This is a genomic window from Nonomuraea endophytica (assembly GCF_014203235.1).
Taxonomy (GTDB): Bacteria; Actinomycetota; Actinomycetes; order Streptosporangiales; family Streptosporangiaceae; genus Nonomuraea; species Nonomuraea endophytica.
The window spans coordinates 37,432-60,910 of the sequence record NZ_JACHIN010000026.1 but is presented as its reverse complement, the minus strand read 5'-3'; the positions used below and the strand labels follow the sequence as shown (position 1 = coordinate 60,910).

General features: G+C 70.3%; 24 protein-coding genes. 13 read left to right on the top strand and 11 right to left on the bottom strand.

The window, feature by feature from the left end; translation table 11 throughout:
• Positions 1 to 8: 8 nt before the first annotated feature.
• The gene (locus tag HNR40_RS50915; RefSeq protein WP_184975413.1) at positions 9 to 1,127 is read right to left on the bottom strand and encodes a DUF5624 domain-containing protein; all 1,119 of its coding nucleotides are present in this window, start codon (positions 1,125 to 1,127) and stop codon (positions 9 to 11) included.
• Complete coding sequence (locus tag HNR40_RS50910; RefSeq protein ID WP_184975411.1) at positions 1,124 to 2,194, bottom strand: hypothetical protein; 1,071 nt, start codon at positions 2,192 to 2,194, stop codon at positions 1,124 to 1,126. Before HNR40_RS50910 ends, HNR40_RS50915 begins: the two co-directional genes overlap by 4 nt.
• Before the next feature lie 287 nt (positions 2,195 to 2,481).
• On the opposite strand from HNR40_RS50910, the gene HNR40_RS50905 reads away from it, so the two are divergent.
• Positions 2,482 to 3,513, top strand: a complete 1,032-nt coding sequence (locus tag HNR40_RS50905) for a HAMP domain-containing sensor histidine kinase (RefSeq protein ID WP_184975408.1) — start codon at positions 2,482 to 2,484, stop codon at positions 3,511 to 3,513.
• Between the two features lie 25 nt (positions 3,514 to 3,538).
• Here HNR40_RS50905 and HNR40_RS50900 read toward each other — a convergent pair whose 3' ends face one another.
• The 3 genes from HNR40_RS50900 to HNR40_RS50890 are packed head-to-tail and all read right to left on the bottom strand — an operon-like array spanning position 3,539 to position 8,045.
• On the bottom strand, positions 3,539 to 5,848 hold the full coding sequence (locus HNR40_RS50900) for an ATP-binding protein (RefSeq protein WP_184975405.1): 2,310 nt from the start codon (positions 5,846 to 5,848) through the stop codon (positions 3,539 to 3,541).
• Positions 5,845 to 6,837, bottom strand: coding sequence for an alpha/beta hydrolase fold domain-containing protein (locus tag HNR40_RS58155; protein WP_246510838.1), 993 nt, complete (start codon positions 6,835 to 6,837; stop codon positions 5,845 to 5,847). Before HNR40_RS58155 ends, HNR40_RS50900 begins: the two co-directional genes overlap by 4 nt.
• Positions 6,838 to 6,842: 5 nt before the next feature.
• A complete protein-coding gene (locus HNR40_RS50890; RefSeq protein WP_184975400.1) occupies positions 6,843 to 8,045 on the bottom strand; it encodes a Bcr/CflA family efflux MFS transporter in 1,203 nt (400 codons plus the stop codon).
• A 51-nt stretch (positions 8,046 to 8,096) separates the two neighbouring features.
• Between HNR40_RS50890 and HNR40_RS50885 the strand changes: the two genes are divergently transcribed.
• The 5 genes from HNR40_RS50885 to HNR40_RS50865 all read left to right on the top strand — a co-directional run bounded on the left by HNR40_RS50885 (position 8,097) and on the right by HNR40_RS50865 (position 12,105).
• Positions 8,097 to 8,582 carry a MarR family winged helix-turn-helix transcriptional regulator gene (locus HNR40_RS50885; RefSeq protein WP_221341838.1) on the top strand — a complete coding sequence of 162 codons (486 nt, stop codon included), beginning with the start codon at positions 8,097 to 8,099 and terminating at the stop codon, positions 8,580 to 8,582.
• A 140-nt stretch (positions 8,583 to 8,722) separates the two neighbouring features.
• Positions 8,723 to 9,181 (top strand): Chromate resistance protein ChrB, encoded by a 459-nt coding sequence (locus HNR40_RS50880; RefSeq protein ID WP_221341837.1) that lies wholly within the window; start codon positions 8,723 to 8,725, stop codon positions 9,179 to 9,181.
• Positions 9,178 to 9,609 (top strand): chromate resistance protein ChrB domain-containing protein, encoded by a 432-nt coding sequence (locus HNR40_RS50875; protein ID WP_184975394.1) that lies wholly within the window; start codon positions 9,178 to 9,180, stop codon positions 9,607 to 9,609. Before HNR40_RS50880 ends, HNR40_RS50875 begins: the two co-directional genes overlap by 4 nt.
• A gap of 42 nt (positions 9,610 to 9,651) precedes the next feature.
• Complete coding sequence (gene chrA, locus HNR40_RS50870; protein WP_184975392.1) at positions 9,652 to 11,007, top strand: chromate efflux transporter; 1,356 nt, start codon at positions 9,652 to 9,654, stop codon at positions 11,005 to 11,007.
• Positions 11,008 to 11,373: 366 nt separating this feature from the next.
• Positions 11,374 to 12,105 (top strand): alpha/beta hydrolase family protein, encoded by a 732-nt coding sequence (locus HNR40_RS50865; protein ID WP_184975389.1) that lies wholly within the window; start codon positions 11,374 to 11,376, stop codon positions 12,103 to 12,105.
• A 336-nt stretch (positions 12,106 to 12,441) separates the two neighbouring features.
• Here the strand turns inward: HNR40_RS50865 and HNR40_RS50860 are convergent, their stop codons facing one another.
• The gene (locus tag HNR40_RS50860; protein ID WP_221341836.1) at positions 12,442 to 13,389 is read right to left on the bottom strand and encodes a GlxA family transcriptional regulator; all 948 of its coding nucleotides are present in this window, start codon (positions 13,387 to 13,389) and stop codon (positions 12,442 to 12,444) included.
• A 134-nt stretch (positions 13,390 to 13,523) separates the two neighbouring features.
• On the opposite strand from HNR40_RS50860, the gene HNR40_RS50855 reads away from it, so the two are divergent.
• Positions 13,524 to 14,162: an HD domain-containing protein gene (locus HNR40_RS50855; protein WP_184975381.1), complete on the top strand. Its 639-nt coding sequence runs from the start codon at positions 13,524 to 13,526 to the stop codon at positions 14,160 to 14,162.
• Here HNR40_RS50855 and HNR40_RS50850 read toward each other — a convergent pair whose 3' ends face one another.
• Entirely contained in the window at positions 14,163 to 14,717 is a 555-nt protein-coding gene (locus HNR40_RS50850) for a dihydrofolate reductase family protein (RefSeq protein ID WP_184975378.1), read from the bottom strand.
• Between the two features lie 75 nt (positions 14,718 to 14,792).
• Between HNR40_RS50850 and pdxR the strand changes: the two genes are divergently transcribed.
• The gene (pdxR, locus tag HNR40_RS50845; RefSeq protein WP_184975374.1) at positions 14,793 to 16,244 is read left to right on the top strand and encodes a MocR-like pyridoxine biosynthesis transcription factor PdxR; all 1,452 of its coding nucleotides are present in this window, start codon (positions 14,793 to 14,795) and stop codon (positions 16,242 to 16,244) included.
• On the opposite strand, the gene HNR40_RS50840 is transcribed toward pdxR, so the two are convergent.
• On the bottom strand, positions 16,216 to 17,571 hold the full coding sequence (locus tag HNR40_RS50840) for an FAD-binding oxidoreductase (protein ID WP_184975371.1): 1,356 nt from the start codon (positions 17,569 to 17,571) through the stop codon (positions 16,216 to 16,218). The two genes, pdxR and HNR40_RS50840, sit on opposite strands and share 29 nt — an antisense overlap.
• Between HNR40_RS50840 and HNR40_RS50835 the strand changes: the two genes are divergently transcribed.
• Positions 17,570 to 17,875, top strand: coding sequence for a hypothetical protein (locus tag HNR40_RS50835; protein ID WP_184975368.1), 306 nt, complete (start codon positions 17,570 to 17,572; stop codon positions 17,873 to 17,875). The two genes, HNR40_RS50840 and HNR40_RS50835, sit on opposite strands and share 2 nt — an antisense overlap.
• A gap of 16 nt (positions 17,876 to 17,891) precedes the next feature.
• On the opposite strand, the gene HNR40_RS50830 is transcribed toward HNR40_RS50835, so the two are convergent.
• Positions 17,892 to 18,395: a nitroreductase/quinone reductase family protein gene (locus tag HNR40_RS50830; protein ID WP_184975365.1), complete on the bottom strand. Its 504-nt coding sequence runs from the start codon at positions 18,393 to 18,395 to the stop codon at positions 17,892 to 17,894.
• Positions 18,396 to 18,484: 89 nt separating this feature from the next.
• Between HNR40_RS50830 and HNR40_RS50825 the strand changes: the two genes are divergently transcribed.
• Positions 18,485 to 19,123, top strand: a complete 639-nt coding sequence (locus HNR40_RS50825; protein ID WP_184975363.1) for a TetR/AcrR family transcriptional regulator — start codon at positions 18,485 to 18,487, stop codon at positions 19,121 to 19,123.
• A 35-nt stretch (positions 19,124 to 19,158) separates the two neighbouring features.
• On the top strand, positions 19,159 to 19,668 hold the full coding sequence (locus HNR40_RS50820) for a DM13 domain-containing protein (RefSeq protein WP_312896852.1): 510 nt from the start codon (positions 19,159 to 19,161) through the stop codon (positions 19,666 to 19,668).
• A gap of 65 nt (positions 19,669 to 19,733) precedes the next feature.
• Here HNR40_RS50820 and HNR40_RS50815 read toward each other — a convergent pair whose 3' ends face one another.
• A complete protein-coding gene (locus tag HNR40_RS50815; RefSeq protein ID WP_184975360.1) occupies positions 19,734 to 20,204 on the bottom strand; it encodes a cell division FtsX domain-containing protein in 471 nt (156 codons plus the stop codon).
• A gap of 269 nt (positions 20,205 to 20,473) precedes the next feature.
• On the opposite strand from HNR40_RS50815, the gene HNR40_RS50810 reads away from it, so the two are divergent.
• The gene (locus HNR40_RS50810) at positions 20,474 to 22,036 is read left to right on the top strand and encodes an FAD-binding protein (protein WP_312896851.1); all 1,563 of its coding nucleotides are present in this window, start codon (positions 20,474 to 20,476) and stop codon (positions 22,034 to 22,036) included.
• An 11-nt stretch (positions 22,037 to 22,047) separates the two neighbouring features.
• On the opposite strand, the gene HNR40_RS50805 is transcribed toward HNR40_RS50810, so the two are convergent.
• Positions 22,048 to 22,413, bottom strand: coding sequence for a winged helix-turn-helix transcriptional regulator (locus tag HNR40_RS50805; RefSeq protein ID WP_184975497.1), 366 nt, complete (start codon positions 22,411 to 22,413; stop codon positions 22,048 to 22,050).
• Positions 22,414 to 22,528: 115 nt separating this feature from the next.
• Here HNR40_RS50805 and HNR40_RS50800 point away from each other — a divergent pair, with 115 nt between their 5' ends.
• A complete protein-coding gene (locus tag HNR40_RS50800; protein ID WP_184975354.1) occupies positions 22,529 to 23,479 on the top strand; it encodes an NADP-dependent oxidoreductase in 951 nt (316 codons plus the stop codon).

Genomic DNA, 23,479 nt, shown 5'->3' with positions numbered 1-23,479 from the left:
GTTCGCTCTCAGGGGGTGTTCAGCCCAGGCACCACTACCTGGGTGGGGTCGTTCCCCGCCGCGGCCAGAGAGGCTGTGGCGAAGTCGGTGACGCAGCTGGACAGCAGCTGCCTCGGGTCCTCCAGCACGATGCGGAGCCTGGTCACCAGCGCCCGCATGTCGTCGGCGGAGTGGATGGCGGGCATCTCGCTGACCTCGGTGACACCGGGGTCGGAGACGTCCGGGAGCGTGAGACCGCCAGGGGCGTAGCTCGGATAGCCGTCGAACATCACCGCGCCGAGCTCGACCGTGGCCCTGGTGCCGCACCAGAGGGTGCGCAGGTCGTCCTCCAGCACGATCACTTCGGTGAGATCGCCGTCCTTCACCGTGGAGAAGGTCGGCGCGTGCGGGGCCATGTAGACCCGGTCCAGCGGGAGCCGGCCGCGCGAAGCGGCGAGGATCATCGTGGCCACGCTGCTGGTGTTCCAGGTGACGCCCGCGGTCGGCCGGCCCTGCCTGCCCGCGATCACCACCATGGCCCGCTCCCAGGGCACGTCCCGCTCGATGAACCAGCGCGTGATGCGGAAGCTGATGTCCATGCTGACCAGGAAGAACGTGGCCACCATCATCGAGTTGACGCCGTCGTCGAGGTAGTCGCGCCGCAGGGTCTCGGGGGTGAGGTACTCCTCGTCCTCCAGCACCGCCGTGAGGTAGCGGGTGGTCGCCGCGCACGCCTGGTCGACCATGGCGGCGATCTCGTGTTCCCTGCCCCGGTAGGCCTCGACCGCGATCCGCTCAGCCCAGAGTTCGGGGCTGTTGGCGGCGCGGGTGGCCTTGACCTCGGCCAGCAGGCGCTCGGCTGACTCCCGCCACGATTCCTCGCCCAGCGCGCGCAGCCTGACCAGGGAGGCCACGGCCGGCCCGAGGTGGGAGACCGCCGTCAGCTCCTTGAAGCCTCTGGTGGAGATCCGGAACCCCTCGACCGTGGGCGGCTTGCCGTCTCCCGGATAGAGCGCGATGTCGGTGGCGGTCGCGACGATCAGCGGGTCGCTGCGCGAGCGCTCGGCGACGGCGCGGCCCAGCTTCCTGCCGATGCTGTCCGGATCGGCGGTGTAGGCGGTGAACAGCCGCAGGAACTCCTCGCTCACCGCTGCTCCTGCTCGGCGAAGCGGTAGACGACGCTCTCGGCGGCGAACCGCACGTCGGCGCTGAGCCCGTTGGAGACCGCCACGAGGTCGCCGTCCAGCACGGCCACGTCGGTGCCGCCGGTGGTCGGAAACTCCTCGACGACCTGCAGCCCGCCGCCCTGCCAGCGGTAGAGCTGGGAGGACAGCGCGGTCGTCGGCGCGGCCGGGGTGCCGTGGATGAAGTTGACGCGCAGGACGTAGAGCCCGTGCTCGCCGTGCAGGATCGCGAACTCGCGCGTGCCCTGCCCGTCGAGCACCGCGTGCTCGGCGAACTTCTCGCCGTCCCAGCGCAGCAGCCGCGACTGGCCCTGGATGCAGCCGACCAGCAGGTAGTCCTCGCCGTCCGCGCTGAAGGAGGCGAAGGCCCGGCCGTGCTGCTCGGCGAGCTGCTGGTGTACGGCGAAGCCCGCCCCGTCCCAGCGATACAGGACGGACGGGGCGAGATGATCGGCATGGGCGAGGAAGTCGTGACCCGCCACCCGGAAGGCGTGCCAGTTGTAGCCGGCCAGCGAGGTGATCTCCTGGAACTTCTCGAAGGACTCGCCCTGCCACCGGTAGATCCGCGACGGCTGGGTCCCCGGCTGCGGAAGCCCCTGCGCCAGGGCCAGGAAGTGCTGATCGCCCACCGTGAAGTGCCGCCACTGCTTGGCCGCGAAGCCGGGAACCCTCTGGAAGGGCACGAAGCGGGCGCCGTCCCACTCGAAGACCTGGGAGTCCACGTTGAACTCGTAGGGGCCGTGCCCGCGGCGGATGCTCGCGGTCGCCAGGAACGCCCGCGGGCCGATCCGGAAGAACTCCGCGTCCTCACCGCCCGGCACCTCAAGGCTCTGGAAAAGCTCGAACCCTTCGCCGGTACGGCGGAGCACCAGCAGCTCGGCGTCGCTGTCGCCGCCGTTCATGCCAGGCGGCTGCCCCGGGATGTCGACGGCCAGCTGGGGGATGGCCAGCAGCGACAGGTCGTCAACCTGGAAGGGCTCCACCGCGCGGGCGCCGGAGGTGCGGATGCGACACGACTCCACGAGATACATGTGATCTCCCTCACAGCGAATGTGAATTCGGATTCATTTTGAGGCCGCGAAGCGGGGCCGGCAACCCTTATCGCGGGGTGAATTTGAATTCATCTTCACCTCAGGGCGGGGATGCGCGGATAGCCGGCGATCAGCCCCAGCGCGGCCGGCGAGGCCCCGTGTGCTACCCGCGGCGCCCGCGGGGTCGATGAGCAGGAGCTCCTAGCCCGCCGCAAGACCGAGGCGGACGGGGCGGCCCGCATGATCCAGACCGTGCACGGTGTCGGCTACGTCCTGCGGAACCCGTCATGAGCCTGCGCTGGCGGCTGGCCCTCGTCTCCGGCGTCGCCGCCGCGATCAGCGTCGTCACCGTGATGGTCGTGGCCTACTTCGTGGCCTGCGAACAGTTCGAGAGCACCTACGGGCCGACCATGCTGGAACAGGTCCCGGAGCTGCAGGACACGCTCGGCTGGCCGTTCGTGGCGGTGACCGTGGGCGGCCTGGTGCTGGCCGCACTGCTGGGCTGGTTCACCGCGCACACGGCGCTCCGGCCCGTCTCCGAGCTGACCACGGCCGCCCACCGGATCGCCGACACCCGCGACCTGGCCCACCGCATGGACGTCAGCCGGGGCGACGAGCTGGGCAGCCTCGCCGAGAGCTTCAACACCATGCTCGACGCCCTGGAACGCTCGGCCATCGCGCAACGCCGGCTCGTCACCGACGCCTCACACGAACTGCGCACGCCGCTCACCGCCGTGCGCACCAACGTGGAACTCCTGCTCCGTTCGGAGAACCTGTCCCTGCAGGACCGCGAGGAGCTGAGCACGGCGGCGATCGGCGGGCTCGCCGAACTCACCACGCTGCTGTCCGACCTGATGGAGCTGACCCGCGCCGGCGAGCCGGAGATCCTGGCGGAGGAGGTACGGCTGGACGCCCTGGTCCGGGAGCAGGTGGACCGGGTCGCCGCCCGCTGGCCGCTCATGTCGTTCGAGACGAGCCTGACCCCGACCACGGTACGCGGCGTGAGTGACCGGCTCAGCAGGGCGCTCGCCAACATCCTGGACAACGCCGCCAAGTACAGTCCGCACGCGGCGAACGTCGAGGTGCGCCTGAAACGCGGCGTGCTGACCGTGCGCGACCACGGTTCCGGGATCCCTCCGGGCGACCTTCCGTACGTTTTCGAGCGGTTCTACCGCGCCGCGGCCGCGCGGCCGAAGCCGGGATCGGGGCTCGGGCTCGCCATCGTCAAGCAGATCGTGGAGAGCCACGGCGGCACCGTGTCGGCGGCGCCGGCACCGGGGGAAGGCGCGATCATCCGGCTGGCTCTGCCCGTCAGCTGACTGCTCTCGTCGGCCGGGTCGGCTGTCAGGTGGTGGCCAGGTCGTGGCAGCGGCTGCCCGACTCGGTGTCCCCGACGGTCTCGTACACCTCGGCTGCGCGTGCGTAGGCCGCGCGGCTCTCACCGGTCCGGCCCTCGTCGGCCAGCAAGGTCGCGAGGGTCTCCAGGGTACGGGCCTGCGGGGCGGGCAGCTGAGCCTGCTCCATGAGGCTGATCGCCTCGGTGAGCTTGATGATCGCCTCGGTTCGGCAGCCGAGTGACCCCAGGCATTCGCCTATGCGGGCCAGTGCCATAGGGCGGGTGAAGGTCACGACATTCGGCGAGAGTCCCGACTTGTCGTCATTAAGCAGGGTCCACAGGTCGCGGTACTGGCGCAGTGCCTTGTCGTAGTGTCCGGCGTCGCGGAGGCAGGAGCCCAGAGCGCCCAGGCACTGGCTGTAGGCGTCGATGTCGCCGACGGTCTTGAACATCTCCGCCGCCAGCTCTTCCGCCGCGATGGCCTCATCGAGCTGGCCGAGGCGTCGGAGCGCGCCTCCCGCGCAGTGGTGGGCGGAGGCGATCTGGGCCTGGGCGCCGCTGGGGGTGGCGAGGTCCAGTGCACGGGCCGTGTAGCTCAGGGCGGTTCGGGGGTCGTCTCGTGGCACCAGATGGACCCACGCCAGGGAGTTCAGCTGCCCGGCCTGCCGTACCGGATCGCCCAGGGCGGCGGCGGCCTCGGCGCCGAGGGTGAAGACCTCGTGCCAGTGGGGTGCGTGCATCCAGCGGTCGGAGAACCAGTACATCGACTCGGCGCAGTCGACGACGTCGGCGTGCCGGCCGCCACTCGCCGCGGTCCGCAACGCACCCAGCCAGTTGTCCACGTTCGCCCGCAGCCAATGGTCGGCCTCCTCCCGGGAGGACAGGTCGGCGTCGGGGCGGCCGTACGCGGGCTCGAACCAGCGCCCGGCCGTGGTGGCCATCCGCAGCAGCCACGAGGTCGTCCGCGTGGTCAGGGCGTCCCGTTCGGCCGCGGATTCCTCCTCGTGGAGGCGGGCCCGGGCGAACAGCCGTACAAGATCGTGAAAGCGGTAGCGGCCCGATGCGCCGTCCTGCAGCAACCCGAGGTCGACGAGCTCGTCGAGGGCGTCCCAGGCCTCTTCGACCGTGACGCCGCCGAGCACCGCGGCGAGGTTGGCGTCGAAGTCCCGGCCGGGCACCAGCGACGCGCGGCGGAAGACCCGGCGCGCGGATTCCGCGACCTGCTCGTAGGACATGCCGAACGCGGTCGCGACCTTCAGGTCTCCGGCTCTGAGCTGGTCCAGGCGGCGCTCCTCGTCCGCCAGCCGGTCGGCGAACTCGGCGGCGGGCCAGGCGGGCCTGCTGACGAGTCGGTTCCCGACGATCCGCAGGGCCAGCGGCAGACCGCCGCAGAACGCGGCGAGCTCGCTGATCGCCGCGCCGCCGTCCGCCGATCCGCGTTTGGCCAGGATCCCGGTCAGCAGCTCCGCCGCTTCCACCGCCGGCAACGGGCCGAGGCTCAGCCGGTGCACACCTTCCAGCCCGGCCAGCAGCCTCCGGCTCGTCACGAATGCCCTGCTTCGGCCGCCGCCCGGCAGCAGCATCCGTAGCTGCTCCTCCGAGCCGGCGTTGTCGAGCACGACCAGGACGTGCCGCTCGCGCAGCAGCGAGCGATACAGGGAAGCACGCTCCTGCCTGTCGTGCGGCACGTGCCGATCGGTGCTGCCGAGCGCGCGCAGCAGTTGCGTCAGAGCGTCGTCGACGGCGAGCGGCTGGGCGGACATGCCGAACAGGTCGACGAAGAACACTCCGTCCGGGAAGCTCGGCCGCAGCACGTGGGCGGCGTGAACGGCGAACGTGGTCTTGCCCAGGCCGGCCGCGCCGGTGATCAGGGCCACGCCCGCGGCCCCCGGCATGTCGTCGGCGTGCACGAAGTCGTCCACCCAGGCCAGCTCGGCGGCTCGGCCGGTGAAGTCGTCCACCGAACGCGGCAGCTCGTACAGACCGGACGGCCGCGCCCAGTGATCACGCAGGCGGCCCTCCTTGGCTCGCGCGACGAACTGCTGACGGGCGTCGTCCTCCAGCGCGAGCGCCTGCGCCAGAGCGGTGACGGTCCGGTGCTGGGGTCCGGTGCTGCGCCCGCGTTCCATGTCCGACAGGGTCCGGGCGCTGACGCCGGACGCCGCGGCCAGCTGCTCCAGCGTCAGACGCGCCGCGCGCCGGTAGTGGCGCAGCAACTCCGCGAAGCTGGATGAGGCGGTGATGGGACGCTCCTCGCCGGTTCGGGCTGCTACCGGCTTTGAGCGTACGAGTTGGTGCCGCGATTCGACCATGGTCATTTCTGCCAACTCCCGATCTTGCAGGTGAGCGTGACCGTCACATGGGGGCTTCGCCGGGAACGCGGCTCAGCCGGGAGCGGAGAAAGTCCACGATGATGCCCATGACCTGGGTGCTGGTCCAGATCCGGGCGTTGGATGACAGCGCCCCGTGGCCGGCGCCCAGCAGCACGTACCGGGTGCTGTCCGCGCCGCACCCGCGTAGCGCCTGGTGCAGGCGGGCGGTCTGCGCGGGCGCGACGATGCGGTCGTCGTCGCCGTGCAGCAGCAGGAACGGCGGCGTCCGCGAGGTGACATGGCGGGCCGGGTCGGCCTCGGCCAACCTCGGCGGGATGATCGGCGAAGTCCCGCCCGGGCCCGAGCAGGTAGGTGGGCAGCGCCGTGCCCGGCCCGGTGAAGGCTCTCACCGTGGCCGGGTCGAAGCCGTGGGCGACGGCGGCGACGTCGCTCGCGCCGAACAGGTCGACCACCGCGTCGACGCGGTTGCCCGGGTCGGCCGCGGCCATGGCGACCAGGTAACCGCCCGCCGACTCACCCCACAGCGCGGTCCTGGCGGGATCGATCCGGTAGCGATCGGCGTGCAGGCGCAGGAAGCTCAGCGCCGAGGCGACGTCGGCCAGCCCGTCGCGGTAGGTCGCCCGGTCGCCGACGGTGCGGTAGTCGATGCTGGCCACCACGAAGCCCGCCTCGGCGACGTGACGGCGCTGGCGGCCGGCCATCGCGCGCCGGGCCGAAACGAACCCGCCTCCGGGCACGTAAAGCACCAGCGGGTGCGGGCCGGGCGCCCGCGGGGTCAGGATGTCCATCCGCAGCTTGCGCCCGGGTGTGGCGTAGACGATCCCGCGCTGGGTGTCGATGCCGCGACCCGGTTTGACCTGGCTGTCGGCCTCGACCTCCAGCCGGATGCTGTCGGGGTCGTCGTCCGGCGCGGGAACGCTGGACAGGCGGATCGGGCGGCCGCTCAGCGCCGCGAGCACTCTGATCAGGCGCATGGTGTTCACGCGAAGCTCCTCTCGGTCACTGGACGCCACGGCCGCGCGACCAGCAGCGCCAGTACGGCCAGCGCCATGGCGGCCAGCACGACGACCGCCATCGCCCCCACCGTGGTGCCGCTCAGCGGGGCGGCCAGCGCGCCGAACAGGTAGGCGGCGCTGCCCGACAGCGCGGAGGCGGCACCGGCGCGGGCCCGGCCGATGATCTGGGTGACGGTGGTGACAGCGGGGAAGACGCCGCCGATGCCGAACAGCATGACGGCCAGGCAGGCCCACGTGCCGGCCAAGGTGGGCGCGAGCAGCGCCTGGACGGCCAGGCCGAGCGCGCCGAGCGCGCCGACGGCGAGGTAGCCCGACAGCAGCGCCGGCACCGCCACCCGCTTGGAGGCCAGCCCGAAACTCGCGCCGGCGACCAGCATGGCGGCGGCGTTGACGGCGAACACCAGCCCGTACTGGACGGCGCTCAGCCCGAAGCCGTCCTGGAAGATGTAGCTGGAGGCGCCGATGTAGACGAACATCGCGCCGGCGGCCAGGCCCAGCGCCAACGTGTATCCGGTGAACGCGCGCTGGCGCAGCAACTCCGCCATGGACCCGAAGGCCTGCCGCGGCCCGCCGGGTGATCGCCGCTCGGGCGCCAGCGACTCCGGCACCGCCAGCCAGGTCGCGGCCAGCATCACCAGCCCGATGCCGCTCAGCACCCAGAACACCGCACGCCAGTCGAAGACGGTCACGATCACGCTGCCCAGCAGCGGCCCCACGACCGGCGCCACGCCCAGGATCATCGCCAGGACGGAGAAGTAGAGCGGCAGCCGGGGCCCGGCCAGCCGGTCGGTCAGCACCGCGCGGGCCAGCACCAGCCCGGCCGCCCCGGCACAACCCTGTAGGAATCGGCCGGCCACCAGCAGCGGCGCCGTCGGCATCAGCGCGCAGAACGCCGACAGCAACGCGAAGGCGGCGGTGCCGGGCAGCAGCAGCCTGCGCCGGCCCAGCCTGTCGCTGAGCGGACCGATCACCAACTGGCCGGCGACCAGTCCGACCAGGAAGGCGCTCATCGACAGCTGCACCGCCGGCTCACCCGCGGCCAGCTCCCGGCCGAGTTCGGGAAAGCCGGGCACGTACATGTCGATGGCCAGCGGCGCCGCGGCGGTGAGCAGGCCCAGCACACCCAGCAGCGGGGCAGGATGTCGGAGGGTTGTGGTCTCTCCCATGCCATTAAAGGTAACCTAGTAATCAACTAGTTAACAATCCTGGAGGATGACGTGAGCCGCAGCACCGATCGGGTCCGTGCGCAGTGGGCCGCTGCCAGGCCCGACCTCGACACCTCTCCCATGGAGGTGATCGGCCCGCTCAAACGCGTCATCGCCCTGCTGGGGGAGGCGTTGGATCCGCTCTACGTCGACGCCGCGCTCACCGGCGCGGAACTCGACGTGTGCCTGCGGCTTCGGCACGACACCACCCCGACCATCGCCCGCCATCTTGCCGACCAGATGCTCCACTCGCGCGCGGCGATCAGCAAGACGCTCACCCGGCTGGAGAAACGCGGTCTGATCGCGAGAGAGCCCAGCCCGTCCGATCGGCGCGCCGCGCTGGTACGGCTGACGCCCGCCGGTGAGGCGGCCGTCGACGCGATCTTCCCTCGGCAACTGGCCAGGGAGGTCGAACTGCTGGAAGGGCTGGGGGAGGACCGGGACCGCGTGATCGACGCGCTCAACCTGCTGGCCGAAGTCCTCGGCAAGCGCGTCTGATTTCAGCTGTCGATGGCCAGAAGTCGAGTGACGCTTGGTACGTAGCAACACCGAATAGTGCCTTCGATGCGCAACCATGGTTACTGTAACTGTGGTTGCTGTTTATGAGGTTGGAGACGGCATTGACGGCAGGACAATGGGTGCTGCTGGCGTATCGCATCCCGCGCCAGCCCTCGACGCCGCGGATCTCGATCTGGCGCAAGCTGGACCGGCTCGGTGTGGCACGGCTGGGTGATGGGCTGGTGGCCCTGCCCGCCGACGCGCGTACCCGGGAGCAGATCGACTGGATCGCCGAGGAGATCGGCGAGATGGGCGGCAGCTCCACGGTGTGGCTGGCCGCCGCCGGCAGCGCGGCGCAGGAGAAGGACATCGCCGCCGAGATGCGTCAGGCTCGGGCGGCCGAATACCGGGCGGTGCTCCAGCAGGCCGAGACCGCGGCCGGGGCGCGGCCCGGTGAGCGCAGCCGCACGCTGAAGCGGCTGCAGGCCGAGTTGCGCAGGATCGGTCGTCGGGACTACTTTCCGCCCGCCGAGCGTGAGGCCGCACAGCGCGCGGTGCGGGCGCTGGCCGAGGACAGCCCGAGCGAGGTAGCGCGATGAGGTGGGCCACCCGCGCCGGCGTGCACATCGACCGGGCCGCGTGCGCCTGGCTGATCCGCCGCCACGTCGATCCCGAGCCGGAGTTCGTGTTCGTCGACGATCCCGCCTCGGTGCCCGGCGACGCGACGCCGTTCGACATGCGCGGGGCTGATCTGTCGCACCACGGCGACGACTGCAGCTTCGAGACGATCCTGCGCCGCTACGAGCTCGGCGATCCGGTGCTGTGGAAGCTCGCCGAGATCGTGCACGAGGCCGACATCGACGACGAGCGGTTCGACGCGCCGGAGGCCCGTGGCGTGGACGTGATCCTGCGCGGGCTGTCGATGATCTGCTCCGACGAACGGGTGCTGGAGATCACCGGGCCGATCTTCGACGGCCTGTACGAGTTTCACCGGCGGGCACTGCTGCTGGGGCGGGAACCGGCATGAGCCAGGCCAACCTTCGGACTTGCGCACCCCAACGAGGTCAACATGACGACTGACGTAACCCGCGATGTGATCCCGTTCCGGCAGGCGGTGCGGGCCTGGTTCGCCATCTCGCTGCAGACGTTCGGCGGCCCGGCCGGGCAGATCGCCGTCATGCAGCGCACGCTGGTGGAGGACAAACGCTGGATCGGCCAGCGACGTTTCAACCACGCGCTGAACTACTGCATGCTGCTGCCCGGACCGGAGGCTCAGCAACTGGCCATCTATGTCGGCTGGCTGCTCAACGGGGTTCGCGGCGGCCTGGTCGCCGGGACGCTGTTCGTGCTGCCCGGCATGCTCGCGATGCTCGCCCTGTCGGCGGTCTACGTGCTGTGGCAGGACACCGCGATGGTGAGCGCCCTGTTCGCCGGGATCGCCCCAGCGGTGCTGGCCATCGTCGCCCAGGCCGTCATCCGGGTCGCCAGGCGTTCCCTCACCCACCCGCTGTTCGCCGCCGTGGCGGTGGCCGCCTTCGCCGCGCTGGCCTTGTTCGCGGTGCCGTTCCCCATCGTGATCGCCGTCGCCGCCCTCATCGGCTGGACGGTCCACAAGCTCGCCCCGCAGGTCCTCGCGAAAAGCAACGGCCACGCCGACGACGGCGGCACGCCCCCGCTGATCCCCGACGACGCCCTGCACCACGCCCAGCCCAGCCGGCGCTCGGCGACCAAGATCCTCGCCGTCGGGCTGGCGGCCTGGTGGCTGCCGGTGGCCGCGGTGGCGCTCTTCCTCGGCACCGACAGCGTCTTCACCACCCAGGGACTGTTCTTCTCCGGCACCGCGCTGGTCACCTTCGGCGGCGCGTACGCCGTGCTCGCCTTCGTCGCCCAGCGCGCCGTGGAGGACTACGGCTGGCTCAGCCCGGGGGAGATGGTCCGCGGCCTCGCCCTCGCCGAGACCACCCCCGGCCCGCTCATCATGGTGGTCCAGTTCATCGCCTTCCTCGGCGCCTACCGCGACCCCGGACTCCTGACATCATGGGGCGGCGCGCTGCTGGGAGCGTTGCTGACCACCTGGGTCACGTTCGTGCCGTGCTTCCTGTTCATCTTCCTCGGCGCCCCCTATGTCGAACGGCTGCGCCACAACACCGCCATCAGCGCCGCCTTAACCGGCATCACCGCCTCCGTGGTCGGCGTCATAGCCAACCTGGCGCTGTACTTCGCCGAACACACCCTGTTCGAACGCACCTTCACCTGGGCATGGGGCCCGCTGACCATCCAGCTCCCCTCCCTGGACACGCTCAACCCCATCGCCGGCGTGATCACCTTGACGGCGCTCGTGATGACGTTCGTGCTGAAATGGCCGATGCTGCGCGTCCTCGGCATCTGCGCCCTACTCGGCGCCGGCACGATCCTGCTGCCATAGGGCTTTACCCGAACAGAAGTCAGTCGTGGCCCTTAGCGGGTGGGTGTGTCGCCACCTGGCGCATGTCGGGGTCGAGTCGCGCCCACCGTGCGGCGATGTCTTCCAGCCGCAGCACGTTCCTGCTGAAAACCTTCGACATCAGGCGAGTTGTGGGCTACACGGCCTTGGTCCTTAGGTGAGTGGCTCCGTCCGCGAAAACCCGTTGGCGCGCCACAGTGGCCGCTGCTAGTTTTCGGGAGGCCGTGCGAGAGAACGAGGAGGTGGTACCCGTGAACATTTCGACATGGGTGCTTCCCTCCGGGGTCACGGTCGGGCGATAGGTCGTCCGGGAGCGCCGTTTCAAGAGCACTCCCGAAAGGCACGACCATGCGCTTCACTTCTGAACAGCGTCTCGACGACGGCGTCCTCGAACGCGAATTCACCCTCGGCGAGATCCCCGGCATCCTGTGGACGCCCGGATCCGCCTCCGCACCGGCGCCGCTGATCCTGGTCGGCCACCCCGGCGGACTGCGCGAGATGCGTCCCCGGCTGGCGCGGCGGGCCCGGCACTACGCGGCGGAGTACGGCTTCGCCGCGGCCACCATCGAGCTGCCCGGAGCCGGCGACCGCCCCCGTTTGGCCGCCGCCGAGCAGGCCCGTAGCGACCTGCGGCGGGCGATCGAGGCCGGCGAACCGGTCGACGAGATCGTCGACGCACTCGTCCTCCCGCTGGTCGAAAGGGCGGTCCCGGAATGGCAGACCACCCTGGACGCACTCCTCTCGCTGCCCGAGATCGGCGGCCCCGTCGGGTACGAGGGCGGAGTGATCTCCGTCGGCATCCGGCTGGCAGTGGTCGAGCCGCGCATCTCGGCCGCCAACCTGTTCGCCGGGAGTTTCGTACCCGCCGCCCTGTTCGAGGAGGCCCGCCGGGTCACCATTCCGCTGCAGGTCCTGCTGCAGTGGGATGACGAAGGGAACGACCGGCAGGCGGCCCTGGACCTGTTCGACACATTCGGCACCAAGGAGAAGACGCTGCACGCCAATCTCGGCGGGCACACCGGCGTCCCGTCGTTCGAGATCGACGCCGGGGCCCGGTTCTTCGCCCGGCACCTGAGCTAGCCGCCGGCCGGCGCCGCCGTCAGGCCGGGAGCAGACAGTAGGCGGTGCCGGCCGCTCACCGAAGCTAGGTCCCGGCCCTTCTCGATGGCGTGGGCGGCAGACGCGCAACCGCCTCGATCGCGCGGGTACGGCCATCGGCGGTACCGGCCGGTCGGGGCAACGCACGGCATGATCCAGCCACCGGCCACGCCTGGGCGGTGAACGCGGCCGGCCAGATCGGCGCGGACGCTGCCCGCTCGTGGCATGCGTTGCCCAGCACATTGACGTCGGCGCGGACCTGGCTCGACCTGCCCGGCCGGTTCTGAAGGGCGGCTGTCCACTCGGCCGCAGGGCTTTCTAAACCGCTCGAGTTGTCGTGGCGAAGCGCTGCTGGTAAACGCTCGGCGGCATCCCGAGCCGGCTGACGAATACGCGACGCATGGTCTCCGCGTTCTGGAATCCCGCCCGCTGCGTGGTGACGGCGACCGATTCCCCGCGCAGAAGGAGCACCTTGGCCGTCTCCAAGCGGACCTGCTCGACGAACTTGACCGGGCTCATCCCGATCTCGGCTTCGAAGAGGCGGGCGAGGTGCCGAGGGCTGACCCCGGCGATCATCGCCAGCCCAGCCATGTCGTACGGCGCCGCCGGCCTGGCGGACACCGCGTCCACGACCCGTTTCACGCCGGCCTGGCTGCTGGGGGAGACGCGCAGCATGGTGGAGAACTGCGATTGCCCGCCCGGGCGCCGCATGTAAACCACGAGCTGCTGGGCGACCTCCCTGGCCAGCTCGGGACCGTGATCCGCTTCGACGAGCGCGAGCGCGAGATCGATCCCCGACGACACCCCGGCGGAGGAATGAACCTTCCCGTCATGAACAAACAGCGCATCGGGGATGACCTCCGCGCTAGGGCAGATCCGTGCGAGCAGAGCCGCGTGCGCCCAGTGCGTGGTCGCCCGCCGGCCGTCCAACGCGCCGACGGACGCGAGCAGGAACGCACCGGTACAGACCGATGCGACCCGATCTGCGACGCTCGTCAGATGCGCCGTCGCAGCGCGCAGTTCAGCGGAGATGGGCGCCGTCGGCAGCGCGTCACCACCAGGGATGATCACCGTGTCGGCGTGCGCGACACGCTCAGCGATGCCGCCCACCTCGACCCTCGTCCCGATCGACGTGCCGACCGGATCGCCCGTGGACGACACATATGCGAGCTCGTACGGCGCGCCGAGCCGCGCGGCCTCCGCGAACACCTCGGCGGGACCCGCCACGTCGAGCTGCTTCATCCCCTCGAACGCGAGAAACACCACCCGATGAACTCCCACACCAGAGCATGTCCATATTCGTGGGCAAGATGTCAAATTGGACACTCACACTGTCCCGCCCGCCGCCGAGATCCTGGAGTTGACCCACCCGAGGAACCCGACCAGGCAGGAGACACCCCATGTCCGAGACCATCGCCGGAATCGCGATTCCCGACACCGCACTCGTGCGCGACATCACCGACCACATCCGCGAGCAGGAGAACGACCTGCTCTACCACCATTCACGGCGCGTGTTCCTCTTCGGAGCGCTCATGGGGCAGCGCCGTGGCCTCGACGTCGACCTCGAACTCCTGTACGCCGGGGCGATGTTCCACGACCTCGGCCTCACCGACGCCTTCCACGACTCGAAACTGCGCTTCGAGGTCGACGGCGCCAACGCCGCCCGCGACTTTCTCACGTCCCGGGGCATCCAGGCGAACCGCGCCGACGCCGTGTGGACGGGCATCGCGTTGCACACCACTCCGGGGGTGCCCGAGTTCATGATCCCCGAGGTCGCCCTCGTGACGGCGGGCGTCGAGACCGACGTACTAGGCATCTGGTACCACGAGCTCAGCGACGCCCAGCGCGACGCCGTAACCACCGCGCATCCGCGCCCCGACTTCAAGAAGCAGATTCTCGCCGCGTTCAAGGAGGGCAACATCCGCCGCCCCGAAACCACCTTCGGCAACGTGAACGCCGACGTCCTCGCCCACTTCGCACCCGGCTACCGGCGCGAGGACTTCGTGGAGATCATCCTCAACAACGCCTGGGCCGAGTAGTCACTTGCTGATGGGGCGGTAGCGGACGTTGACGGTTGCCACGGGGTCGCTCTGGCCGACGTGGTGAAGGTAGATCGGCTCGCTGCCCGGATTGTCGTAGAGCCGGATGCCGTGACCGAGCATGACCGGCATGATGTGCAGGTCGATCTCGTCGATCAGCCCCAGGTCGAGTAGCTGACGCCCGATGGTCGGGGAGAACACTTCGAGGTTCTTGCCCCCGGCCGCCTCCAGCCCGATCCGCACGGCCTCGGCGACGTCGCAGTTCAGGAACGTGATCCCGGCGGCGGGCGGGGCGTCTTCGGGATGGTGGGTGAGCACGAAGATCGGTCCATCCCAGTCGCTGGAGTAGGGGCGGGCCCCGGGCAGGGCGTCATACCCGTCCCGGCCGCCCAGGATGGCTCCGGTGGTCCGCTCGTATTCGCGCTCCATGCCCGGTCTGTCCGTACCGGCCATCCAGCCCATCTCGTGGTTGGGGCCCGCCACGAACCCGTCGAGGGACATCGCGAAGTGAAAGAGCACCTTCCCACTGGCGGTCTGCGGCTCGGTGTCGTTCATCTGTGGCCTCCTGTGAGCTGCTTGCGGGTCACTCAGCCTGGCAGGAATCGGTACACGCCGATAAGGTCCGATCCCATGGGCCGTTCGAGTACCAATTCCGGGCCGGCCGAGGACCTGCTCATCGAACTGGACCGCGACGCCGGGGTGCCGCTGCACCGGCAGATCGGGGCGTCCATCCGCGCGAGCATCCGGGCCGGCCGGCTGCGGTCGGGCGCGTCGCTGCCGCCCACCCGCACGCTCGCCGCCGGGCTCGGGGTCTCCCGCGGGGTGGTCGTCGAGGCCTATCAGCAGCTCGTCGCCGAGGGCTACCTCGCCAGCCGATCGGGCGGATACACCCAGGTCGCCGTGGCGCTGCCGCCGACCGCCGCCGCGGGCTCCGCGCCGCCGACGCCGGTCGCGCGCCGTGCCGCCTTCAGGGTCGATTTCGGGTACGGCCGCACCGACGTGTCCCAGTTCCCGCGCTCGGCCTGGCTCCGTTCGGTACGCACCGTGCTCACCACCACGCCCAACGACCGGTTCGCCTACCTCGACGGGCGCGGCGTACCGGAACTGCACGAGGCCCTGTGCGACTACCTCAACCGGGTCCGCGGCACCTCGGCCGTCCCCGGCAACGTGGTGATCTGCAACGGCTTCGGGCAGGGTATCTCGCTCCTCATCCAGGTGCTGGTCCAGCGCGGCGCCAGGCGGATCGCCCTGGAAGACCCGTCGTCCGACGACGACGCCCGGGTGCTGGCCGCCGCGGCCGGTCTGGACGTGGTCGGCATCCCGGTCGGCCCGGCCGGAGTTCAGGTCGACGCGCTCCACCGGGCCGACGCCGACGCCGTCGTACTCACGCCCTCACACCAATGGCCCACCGGGGGAGTGCTGTCGGCCGCGGCGAGAGCCGAAGTGATCGGCTGGGCGCGCCGCCGAGGCGCGCTCGTGATCGAGGACGACTACGACGCCGAGTACCGCTACGACCGCTCGCCCGTGGGCGCCATGCAGGGCCTGGCGCCCGATCACGTCGTCTATTGCGGTACGGCCAGCAAGACGCTCGCCCCCGGCCTCCGACTCGGCTGGATGGTCGTGCCTCGCCACCTGGTCACCGACGTGGCGGCGGCGAAGGTGCTCGCCGATCGCGGTTCGCCGGTCATCGACCAGTTGACGTTCGCCGACTTCCTGGCACGCGGCGAGTTCGACCGCCACCTGCGCCGGATGCGTCCGGTGTACCGCCGTCGCCGCGACGCGTTGCTGGACGCTCTGCGCACACACCTGCCCGAACTGGAACCGGCCGGGATCGCCGCCGGTCAGCACGTGGTCGCCTGGCTCCCGCCCGACCTCGACGAGACGGCGGTGGTGACGGCCGCCGCCCGGCACGGGCTGGGCATCCACGGCGTCGGCCCGTACCGGATCGCCGGACCCGGACCTGGTGGCCTCATCTTCGGCTACGCCATCCTCGGCGAGCGCGCCATCACCGAAGGGGTCGCACTGCTGGCGACGGCCATCCGGGAGATACGCGTCACTGCGCCGGGCGGATGTTCTGATTGAGATGGAACACGTTGGCCGGGTCATAGGCGGTCTTGACCGCGGTCAGCCGGGCCAGCTTCGCCGCCGAGTACGCGCGCCGTACACCAGACTGCCCATCAGCCAGTTCGTCGGCCGTCAGCGCGTTGACATACACCCCGCTCGCGTACGGCGCGAGCGCCGCACCGGCGGCACGGGCGGCGTCCATCCTGGCGTCGTCTTCATGCGGGTCGGTCCAGCGGGAGCCGGCGCCGAACTCGAACATCGTGCCCCGATGGCTGAACGCGGAGTCCGCCTCCGGGACATCGGCGATCGCGCCGCCGTGGGCCTGCAGGCCGACGCCCGGCAGGTACGGGCTCGCGCTCAGGTCGGAGCCGCCGCGCAGCAGGAACGCCTCGATCGCCGAGGTGGGGAATCCCCGCAGGTAGTGCGCCTTGGAGTAGCGGCGGTAGGCGTGACCGCCGGTGGAGTCGTTGCGCCGCTGAAGTTCGAGGTAGGACGGTGTGGTGACGCGCGAGGCGACGGGACGCCCGAGCGCCCGCATCGCGGGCAGCAGCCGGCGGCCCTCGTCCGGGTCGCCGGCCCACACGAACCCCACCGTCGCGATCGGCCCGGCGGGACCGCTGCCGACATCGGCGGTGAACGTCGCCTGCCGGGGCGCGACCGCGTTCAGATCACGCCAGCCCTCGATGACCGGGACGGCGTCCTCGGCGCGGAAGTCGAACTCGGCGACCAGCGTCCGCGTACTGATGCGATGCAACGCGAACTCGAACTCGGTGACGATGCCGAAGTTGCCGCCACCGCCACGCAACCCCCAGAACAGATCGGGGTTCTCGGTACGGCTCGCGGTCACCACGTCCCCCTCGGCGGTGACCATCGTGTAGGAGACGACGTTGTCGCAGGCCAGGCCATGTTGGCGGGCCAGCCAGCCCATGCCGCCGCCGAGCGTGAGCCCGCCGACGCCGGTGTGCGACACGTTGCCGGCCGTCGTGGCCAGGCCGTACGGCAGAGACGCCCGATCGAGCGCGCCGAGCAGCGCGCCGCCCTGCACCCACGCCCGGCGACGGGCCGGGTCGACCCGCACGCCGCCCATGAGCGTCAGATCGATCATGAGACCACCATCAGGAACGGCGAAGCCGGCGACGTTGTGGCCGCCGCAGCGCACGCCGATCTCCAGATCGAGTTCCCTGGCCATCCGCACGGCGGCGACCACGTCGGCGACGCCCGCCGCGCGGACGATCATGCGTGGCCGCCGGTCGACCATGGCATTCCAGACGGTACGGGCGGTGTCGTAGCCGGCGTCGCCGGGGGTGAGGAGCCGGCCGTCGAAGCGGGTCGCTGTCGTTGTCATGCCACTCAGCCTGACAACAATTGGTACCCGCGATAAGAGCCGATCCTTCCACCTGATCGAGGTCCAATTTCAGGAATGTATCGACCTACTGACCAGACCGGGCGGGGTGGACCTGCTCGATGCGGTGGTCGGGGTCGGCGATGGGGAGCTGCCGGCCGTCGAACGCGTGGTCTTCGGCGATCTGGGCGGCTTCGCTGCGGTCGATGAGCGCGGCGACGCACAGGGTTCCGGCGTAGACGCCCTCGCCGGCGAGCTCGCCGTTCAGGCCTACACGGTGATGGGACGCCTGGCCGCTGCCGTATGACGTCCATCGCCCTCGGTCATTTCTCGGATGAGGCGTGTCCGTGGACACGCTCCAGCACGACAACCGGGATCTGCCTGCCGGAAACCGCCTCGAACTCGGCGAACTTCGGGACGAGCGCCACCTCCTTCGCCCAGAGCCGCTCGCGCTCCTCGCCCTGTGCGAGCCGAGCCATGACCGGCACTGTCTCCGTGCCCACCTCGACCGTGGTCTGCGGATTCGCCATGAGGTTGTGGTACCAGACCGGATGACGCGGACTGCCGCCGTAGGTTCCAAAGATGGCCCAGCCATCGCCGACCGGCTGGTAGAACAACGGGCTGATCCGCTCGCGCCCGGTCTTGGCCCCGATGTGGTGCACCAAGATGAGCGGCATGCCTTGCTCGTCGAACCCGGGAATCCGGGGCGGGACGGGCCGGCCTGCGGCGAAATCCTCTTCGCTGCTCCACGACACGTACCCGGCGTTCGCCCGGAACTCGGCGACGATGCGATCGTTCCAACTTTCGGTGGCAGGAGCCTCGGACATGGCATTCCCTTCGTTATCCGGAGCACTTGCTCCTCAAAGTAGCACTTATGCGGAGCAAGTGCTCCGCATGGGAAGGTATGCTCGGTCGCATGGCAGTGGCTGAACCGCGAACCACCACCCGGCGCCGCACGCCGCGCGTGGACGCGATCCGTAACCGGGAAGCGATCGTCGAGGCCGCCGCCGAAGTGCTGGCCGAACAGGGCGCAGCGGTGGACGTACGCGAGATCGCCCGCCGCAGCGGGGTGGGTATGGGCACCCTCTACCGGCATTTCCCGAAGAAGGAAGATCTGGTCCACACGGTCCTGCGCAGGGACTTCATGACGTGGGCGGAATCGGCACGCCAGGCGGCGATCGATGCCGAGGACCCCTGGGCGGCGTTGACCACCTTCTACCAGCAGGCCCTGACCGGCTACGCCCGCCACCGCGCGATCATGGAGAACCTGGCGCTGACCTTGGCGGAGCCCGACCTCGAAGGCATCCATCAGCTGCGCCTCGTCATCGAGCAACTGTGTGCCCGCGCCTGCGCCACGGGCCTGCTACGTCCCGGTGTGACCACCGATGACCTGCTCCTTCTCCTGGTCTCGCTGGGCCACGCCGTTCAGATCACCGACGAGTGCCGCCCCCGGATGTGGAACAGGCTGCTGCACATCTCCCTCGACGGCCTGCGCGCCGACCACCGCGAACCGCTTCCCTGCGACTCCACGGTGGCAGGCGTAAGCGCTCCGTAAGACCCTGGCCGGGGTCGGTGCGGTTACCTGGGAGCGTGAGTATCTTCAGGAGGCCGGTGATCTGGCTGGCCGCCGGTCTGGCCTTGGTGGTCGCGTCGGTGGGCCTGTATCTCTTCCAGCCCTGGCGGTTGTTCACCACCGTCACGGTCGATGAGGCGCTGCCGGCTGTCTCCGTGACGCCTTCCGCCACCCGGACGGCTCCGGGCGTCATGGAAGTGGCCAGTGGTGAGTTCCGCAGCCACGAGCACCGGACCAAGGGCACGGCGAAGATCCTGCGCCTTGCCGATGGCAGCCGGGTTCTGCGGATCGAGAAGCTCGACACCTCCGACGGACCCGACCTGCGCGTGTGGCTCACCGACCGGCCGGTGACCGACGACTGGTTCAGCGTCGGGAAGGGGCGCTCCGTCGAACTCGGCAACCTCAAGGGCAACAAGGGAAACGCCAACTACGCCATTCCCGCGGACACCGATCTCGACGTCTTCACCAGCGTCACCATCTGGTGCAAACGATTCAGCGTCTCCTTCGGAGCCGCCGCGCTGACCTGACCGCCCGCACATCAGCCAGGGCGGTGGCCGTCCTTCCTGAGGTGCGCCGGACAGCGGCCGGTGCTTCAGCCGGTCCCGCCCGTGCCGATGGTCTGGTCAGTGTTGGTCACGTAGGTGACCATGTCCACGCCTGGCCAGGTGCGTAGGGTCTCCTGCACGGTGTCGGGGTCGGCGCCCGGCTTGAACTTCACCAGATAGGCATCCGGATGAGTGACGACGCCCCACGGGCGTTTCCCGGGAAACCATTCGGGCAACTCGTTGGATGAAGCGTAGTAGACCGTTTCAGCCTGCGGCATCGCCAGCAGGCGCTGCTGGATCGCGTCCTTTGTCGATTGCGGGGCGGTCGGCTGCATGATGACCGCGGTCACGCCGTTGTTTGCGGGTTTGGTCAGGGCGCGGACGATCAGGAATCCGCCGACGCCCACGAGGCCCACGCCGAGGCAAGCCGCAACGATGATCACAGCGAGCATCCCCGGCCGCTTCAGGAGCGGACCATTACCCGGCGGGGGCGTCGGCTGATACGGGGTCTGGTTCACGTCAGGCAGCCTAAACCAGGGCGATCCGGCAGACGGCTCCGCGGCGGAGTTCGCCCTGCTCCTGGATGAGTGGGTCAGCTGATCGGTGGGTTCGGGGGAGCTGTCCGGTGGAGCCGCTGTTTCAGGAGATCGGTCGATGCGTCGATGGGTGCCGTGTTGGGACGGTGGAGGGACCCGGTCACCAGGGCGCCGGCGGCGGAAGGACGGGAATGGGCCGATCAGAAGGCAACCACGTGAGTCGTCGGGGGTTGCTCGCCGGCGTTGGGGTCGTGGCCAGTGGCGCGGTGGCGGCGGGGGTGGTCGGGGCGGCCTCGGTGGCCGCTGAGCCGGAGGCGCTCGGGCCGGTGCGGATCCGTCCGGGCGACCCTCGATATGACAGCCTGCTGCGCGGTAACAACTTCCGCTTCGCGGGCCGGCCGGAGGAGATCCGTGTGCTCGGCTCGACCGATCAGGTCGTGCGGGCGGTGACCGAGGCGGCACGCGCGGGGCGGCGGGTCGCGGTGCGCAGCGGTGGCCACTGCTTCGAGAACTTCACCGCCGACCCGGCCGTGCGTACGCTGCTCGACCTGTCCGGCATGGACGCGGTCGGCTACGACGCCGGCCGGAGGGCGTTCGCGGTGCAGCCGGGAGCCACGCTCGGGCAGGTGTACCGGACGCTGTTCAAGGGGTGGGGCGTGACCATCCCCGGAGGCGGCTGCCCTGCGGTGGGCGCCGGCGGGCACATCGCGGGCGGCGGGTACGGGGCGCTGTCACGGCGGTATGGCTCGGTGGTGGATCACCTGTACGGCGTGGAGGTCGTGGTGGTCGACCGGGACGGCACCACCCGCGCGGTGGTCGCCACCCGCGAGCACGACGACCCGCACCGCGACCTGTGGTGGGCGCACACCGGCGGTGGGGGCGGCAACTTCGGGGTGGTCACCAAGTACTGGCTGCGCTCGCCGGACGCCACCGGCACCGATCCGGCCAAGTTGTTGCCGCCCTCGCCTGCGGAGATGCTCGAGTGTGTGCTCGCCTGGTCCTGGGAGGGCATGACCGAGCGGGCGTTCACCAGGCTGGTGCGCAACTTCGGCGCCTGGCACGAGGACAACAGCGCACCCGGCTCACGTTCGGCCGGCCTGTACGCGATCTTCCTGCTGTCGCACCGCGCCGCCGGGTACTTCTCGCTGGCCGTACAGACTGACGCGGGTCTGCCGGACGCGGACGGGCTGGTGAGCGAGTTCGTGTCCGCGGTGACCGCCGGGACCGGCGTCGAACCGGTGGCCGACACCCGGCGTACGATGCCGTGGCTGCACAAGATGACCTGGCCGGGCACGGGTGAGGCCGGCGACGCGACCGCCCGCCGGTACAAGAACAAGGCCGCGTACCTGCGCCGGTCGCTGACCGACGAGCAGCTCGCCGCCGTACACCGCAACCTGACCGACGCCACCGGGAGCGCGAGCTCCGGCATGCTGCTCATCGGCTACGGCGGCCAGGTACGCGCGGTGGCGCCGCAGGCCACGGCGGTCGCCCAGCGTGACGTGGTCATGAAGGCCGTCTACTACTCGACCTGGACCGATGCGGCCGAAGACGCGGCCCGCCTGTCCTGGCTCCGCGCCTTCTACCGCGACGTGTACGCCGACACCGGAGGCGTCCCGGTGCCCGGTGAGGTGAGCGACGGCTCGTACATCAACTACCCCGACGTCGACCTCGTCGACCCGAGATGGAACACCTCCGGCGTGCCGGGGCGCACGCTCTACTACAAGGACAACTACCCCCGCCTGCAGCGGGCCAAGGCCCGCTGGGACCCGCGCGGCGTCTTCCGGCACGCCCTGGGCGTGGAACCGCCCGCCTGACCAGATGTACGTCAGTCGGGGGAGGGGACCTTGATGTCGTCGAGGTGCTGTTCGACCCATTCGCGCAGCAGTCCCAGCGGGATGGTCACGCTGTGGCCCAGGGGGGTGAGCGCGTACTCCACGTGCAAGGGGACGGCGGGGTAGATCGTCCGGTCGAGGAAACCGGCCTGTTCGAGGCGGCGCAATGTCTGGGTCAGCACCTTGGGGCTGACCCCCTGCAGGTGGCGTTGCAGCTCACCGAAGCGCTGCGGCCCGTTCTCCAGGGCGCCGATGGCCAGCGCCGACCATTTGTTGGCCAGCAGGTCCAGCACATCACGGCATGGACAGAGCGCGGCGTAGACGTCATGGTGGTCGTGCTTGCCGCTCTCGCACCGCATCACCACAGCTGACCTCCTTACTTCCCATCGGGTAGTAGTAAGCCTTGCAGGTCACTACCATCCGGAGGATAGCTTGCCGTCGTCAGGTCGAGAGCAGAGAAGCGAGGAGTTCGCGATGCGGGCGATCATTCAGGCGCGGTTCGGTGGCCCGGAGGTTCTGGAGACGCGCGGGGCACCCAGGCCCGAGCCGCTGCCCACCGAGGTGCTGGTTCGGGTGTACGCGGCCGGCGTCAACCCGGTGGACTGGAAGACACGGGCCGGGGGCGGCATGGCGGGGGTGCTGGGCGAGCCGCCGTTCGTGCTGGGCTGGGACGTCTCCGGGGTGGTGGAGGAGACGGGGTTCGGCGTCACCGTGTGGAAGCCGGGCGATGAGGTGTCCGGCATGCCGTGGTTCCCCAGGCCCGCCGGTGCTTACGCCGACTACGTCACCGCCCCGGCCCGCCAGTTCGCGCGCAAGCCTTCCACACTGGGCCACGAGCAGGCGGCAGCCGTACCTCTGGCGGCTCTGACCGCTTGGCAGGCGCTCGTCGACACCGCGCAGGTGGGCGCCGGGCAGCGGGTGCTGATCCACGCCGGCGCCGGCGGTGTCGGCCATCTGGCGATCCAGTTCGCCCGCCATCTGGGCGCGCAGGTCATCACGACGGCGAGCGCCGGCAAGCACGCGTGGCTGCGCGAACTCGGCGCCGAGCAGACCATCGACTACACCACCACCGCCTTCGAGGACGTGACCCGTGACGTCGACGTCGTGCTCGATCTGGTGGGCGACGAGCACGCGTCCACCAGCCACCGCTCGTTGAAGGTGTTGCGCCCCGGCGGGCTGCTCATCGCGGTCCCTTCCGGCGTGTCGCCCGACCTGCTCGACAGCGCACGAGCCGTCGGCGTGCGCGCCACACCGTTCCTCGTCGAGCCTGATGGAACGGCGCTGGCCCGCATCGCCGAGCTCATCGACCGGGGCGAGGTCGCCGTCGAGGTCGAGGCGGTGCTGCCGCTGGAGCGGGCCGCCGAGGCGCATCGGCTGGGTGAGCAGGGCCGGACCCGCGGCAAGATCGTGCTGAGCCTCCGCTGA

Bases quoted from the DNA above. Each gene is read 5' to 3' on its own strand.
- HNR40_RS50910 (WP_184975411.1), bottom strand. From the start codon at position 2,194: ATGTATCTCGTGGAGTCGTGTCGCATCCGCACCTCCGGCGCCCGCGCG.
- HNR40_RS50905 (WP_184975408.1), top strand. From the start codon at position 2,482: ATGAGCCTGCGCTGGCGGCTGGCCCTCGTCTCCGGCGTCGCCGCCGCG.
- HNR40_RS50900 (WP_184975405.1), bottom strand. From the start codon at position 5,848: ATGACCATGGTCGAATCGCGGCACCAACTCGTACGCTCAAAGCCGGTA.
- HNR40_RS58155 (WP_246510838.1), bottom strand. From the start codon at position 6,837: ATGCGCCTGATCAGAGTGCTCGCGGCGCTGAGCGGCCGCCCGATCCGC.
- HNR40_RS50890 (WP_184975400.1), bottom strand. From the start codon at position 8,045: ATGGGAGAGACCACAACCCTCCGACATCCTGCCCCGCTGCTGGGTGTG.
- HNR40_RS50875 (WP_184975394.1), top strand. From the start codon at position 9,178: ATGAGGTGGGCCACCCGCGCCGGCGTGCACATCGACCGGGCCGCGTGC.
- chrA (WP_184975392.1), top strand. From the start codon at position 9,652: ATGACGACTGACGTAACCCGCGATGTGATCCCGTTCCGGCAGGCGGTG.
- HNR40_RS50865 (WP_184975389.1), top strand. From the start codon at position 11,374: ATGCGCTTCACTTCTGAACAGCGTCTCGACGACGGCGTCCTCGAACGC.
- HNR40_RS50855 (WP_184975381.1), top strand. From the start codon at position 13,524: ATGTCCGAGACCATCGCCGGAATCGCGATTCCCGACACCGCACTCGTG.
- HNR40_RS50850 (WP_184975378.1), bottom strand. From the start codon at position 14,717: ATGAACGACACCGAGCCGCAGACCGCCAGTGGGAAGGTGCTCTTTCAC.
- pdxR (WP_184975374.1), top strand. From the start codon at position 14,793: ATGGGCCGTTCGAGTACCAATTCCGGGCCGGCCGAGGACCTGCTCATC.
- HNR40_RS50835 (WP_184975368.1), top strand. From the start codon at position 17,570: ATGCCACTCAGCCTGACAACAATTGGTACCCGCGATAAGAGCCGATCC.
- HNR40_RS50840 (WP_184975371.1), bottom strand. From the start codon at position 17,571: ATGACAACGACAGCGACCCGCTTCGACGGCCGGCTCCTCACCCCCGGC.
- HNR40_RS50830 (WP_184975365.1), bottom strand. From the start codon at position 18,395: ATGTCCGAGGCTCCTGCCACCGAAAGTTGGAACGATCGCATCGTCGCC.
- HNR40_RS50825 (WP_184975363.1), top strand. From the start codon at position 18,485: ATGGCAGTGGCTGAACCGCGAACCACCACCCGGCGCCGCACGCCGCGC.
- HNR40_RS50805 (WP_184975497.1), bottom strand. From the start codon at position 22,413: ATGCGGTGCGAGAGCGGCAAGCACGACCACCATGACGTCTACGCCGCG.
- HNR40_RS50800 (WP_184975354.1), top strand. From the start codon at position 22,529: ATGCGGGCGATCATTCAGGCGCGGTTCGGTGGCCCGGAGGTTCTGGAG.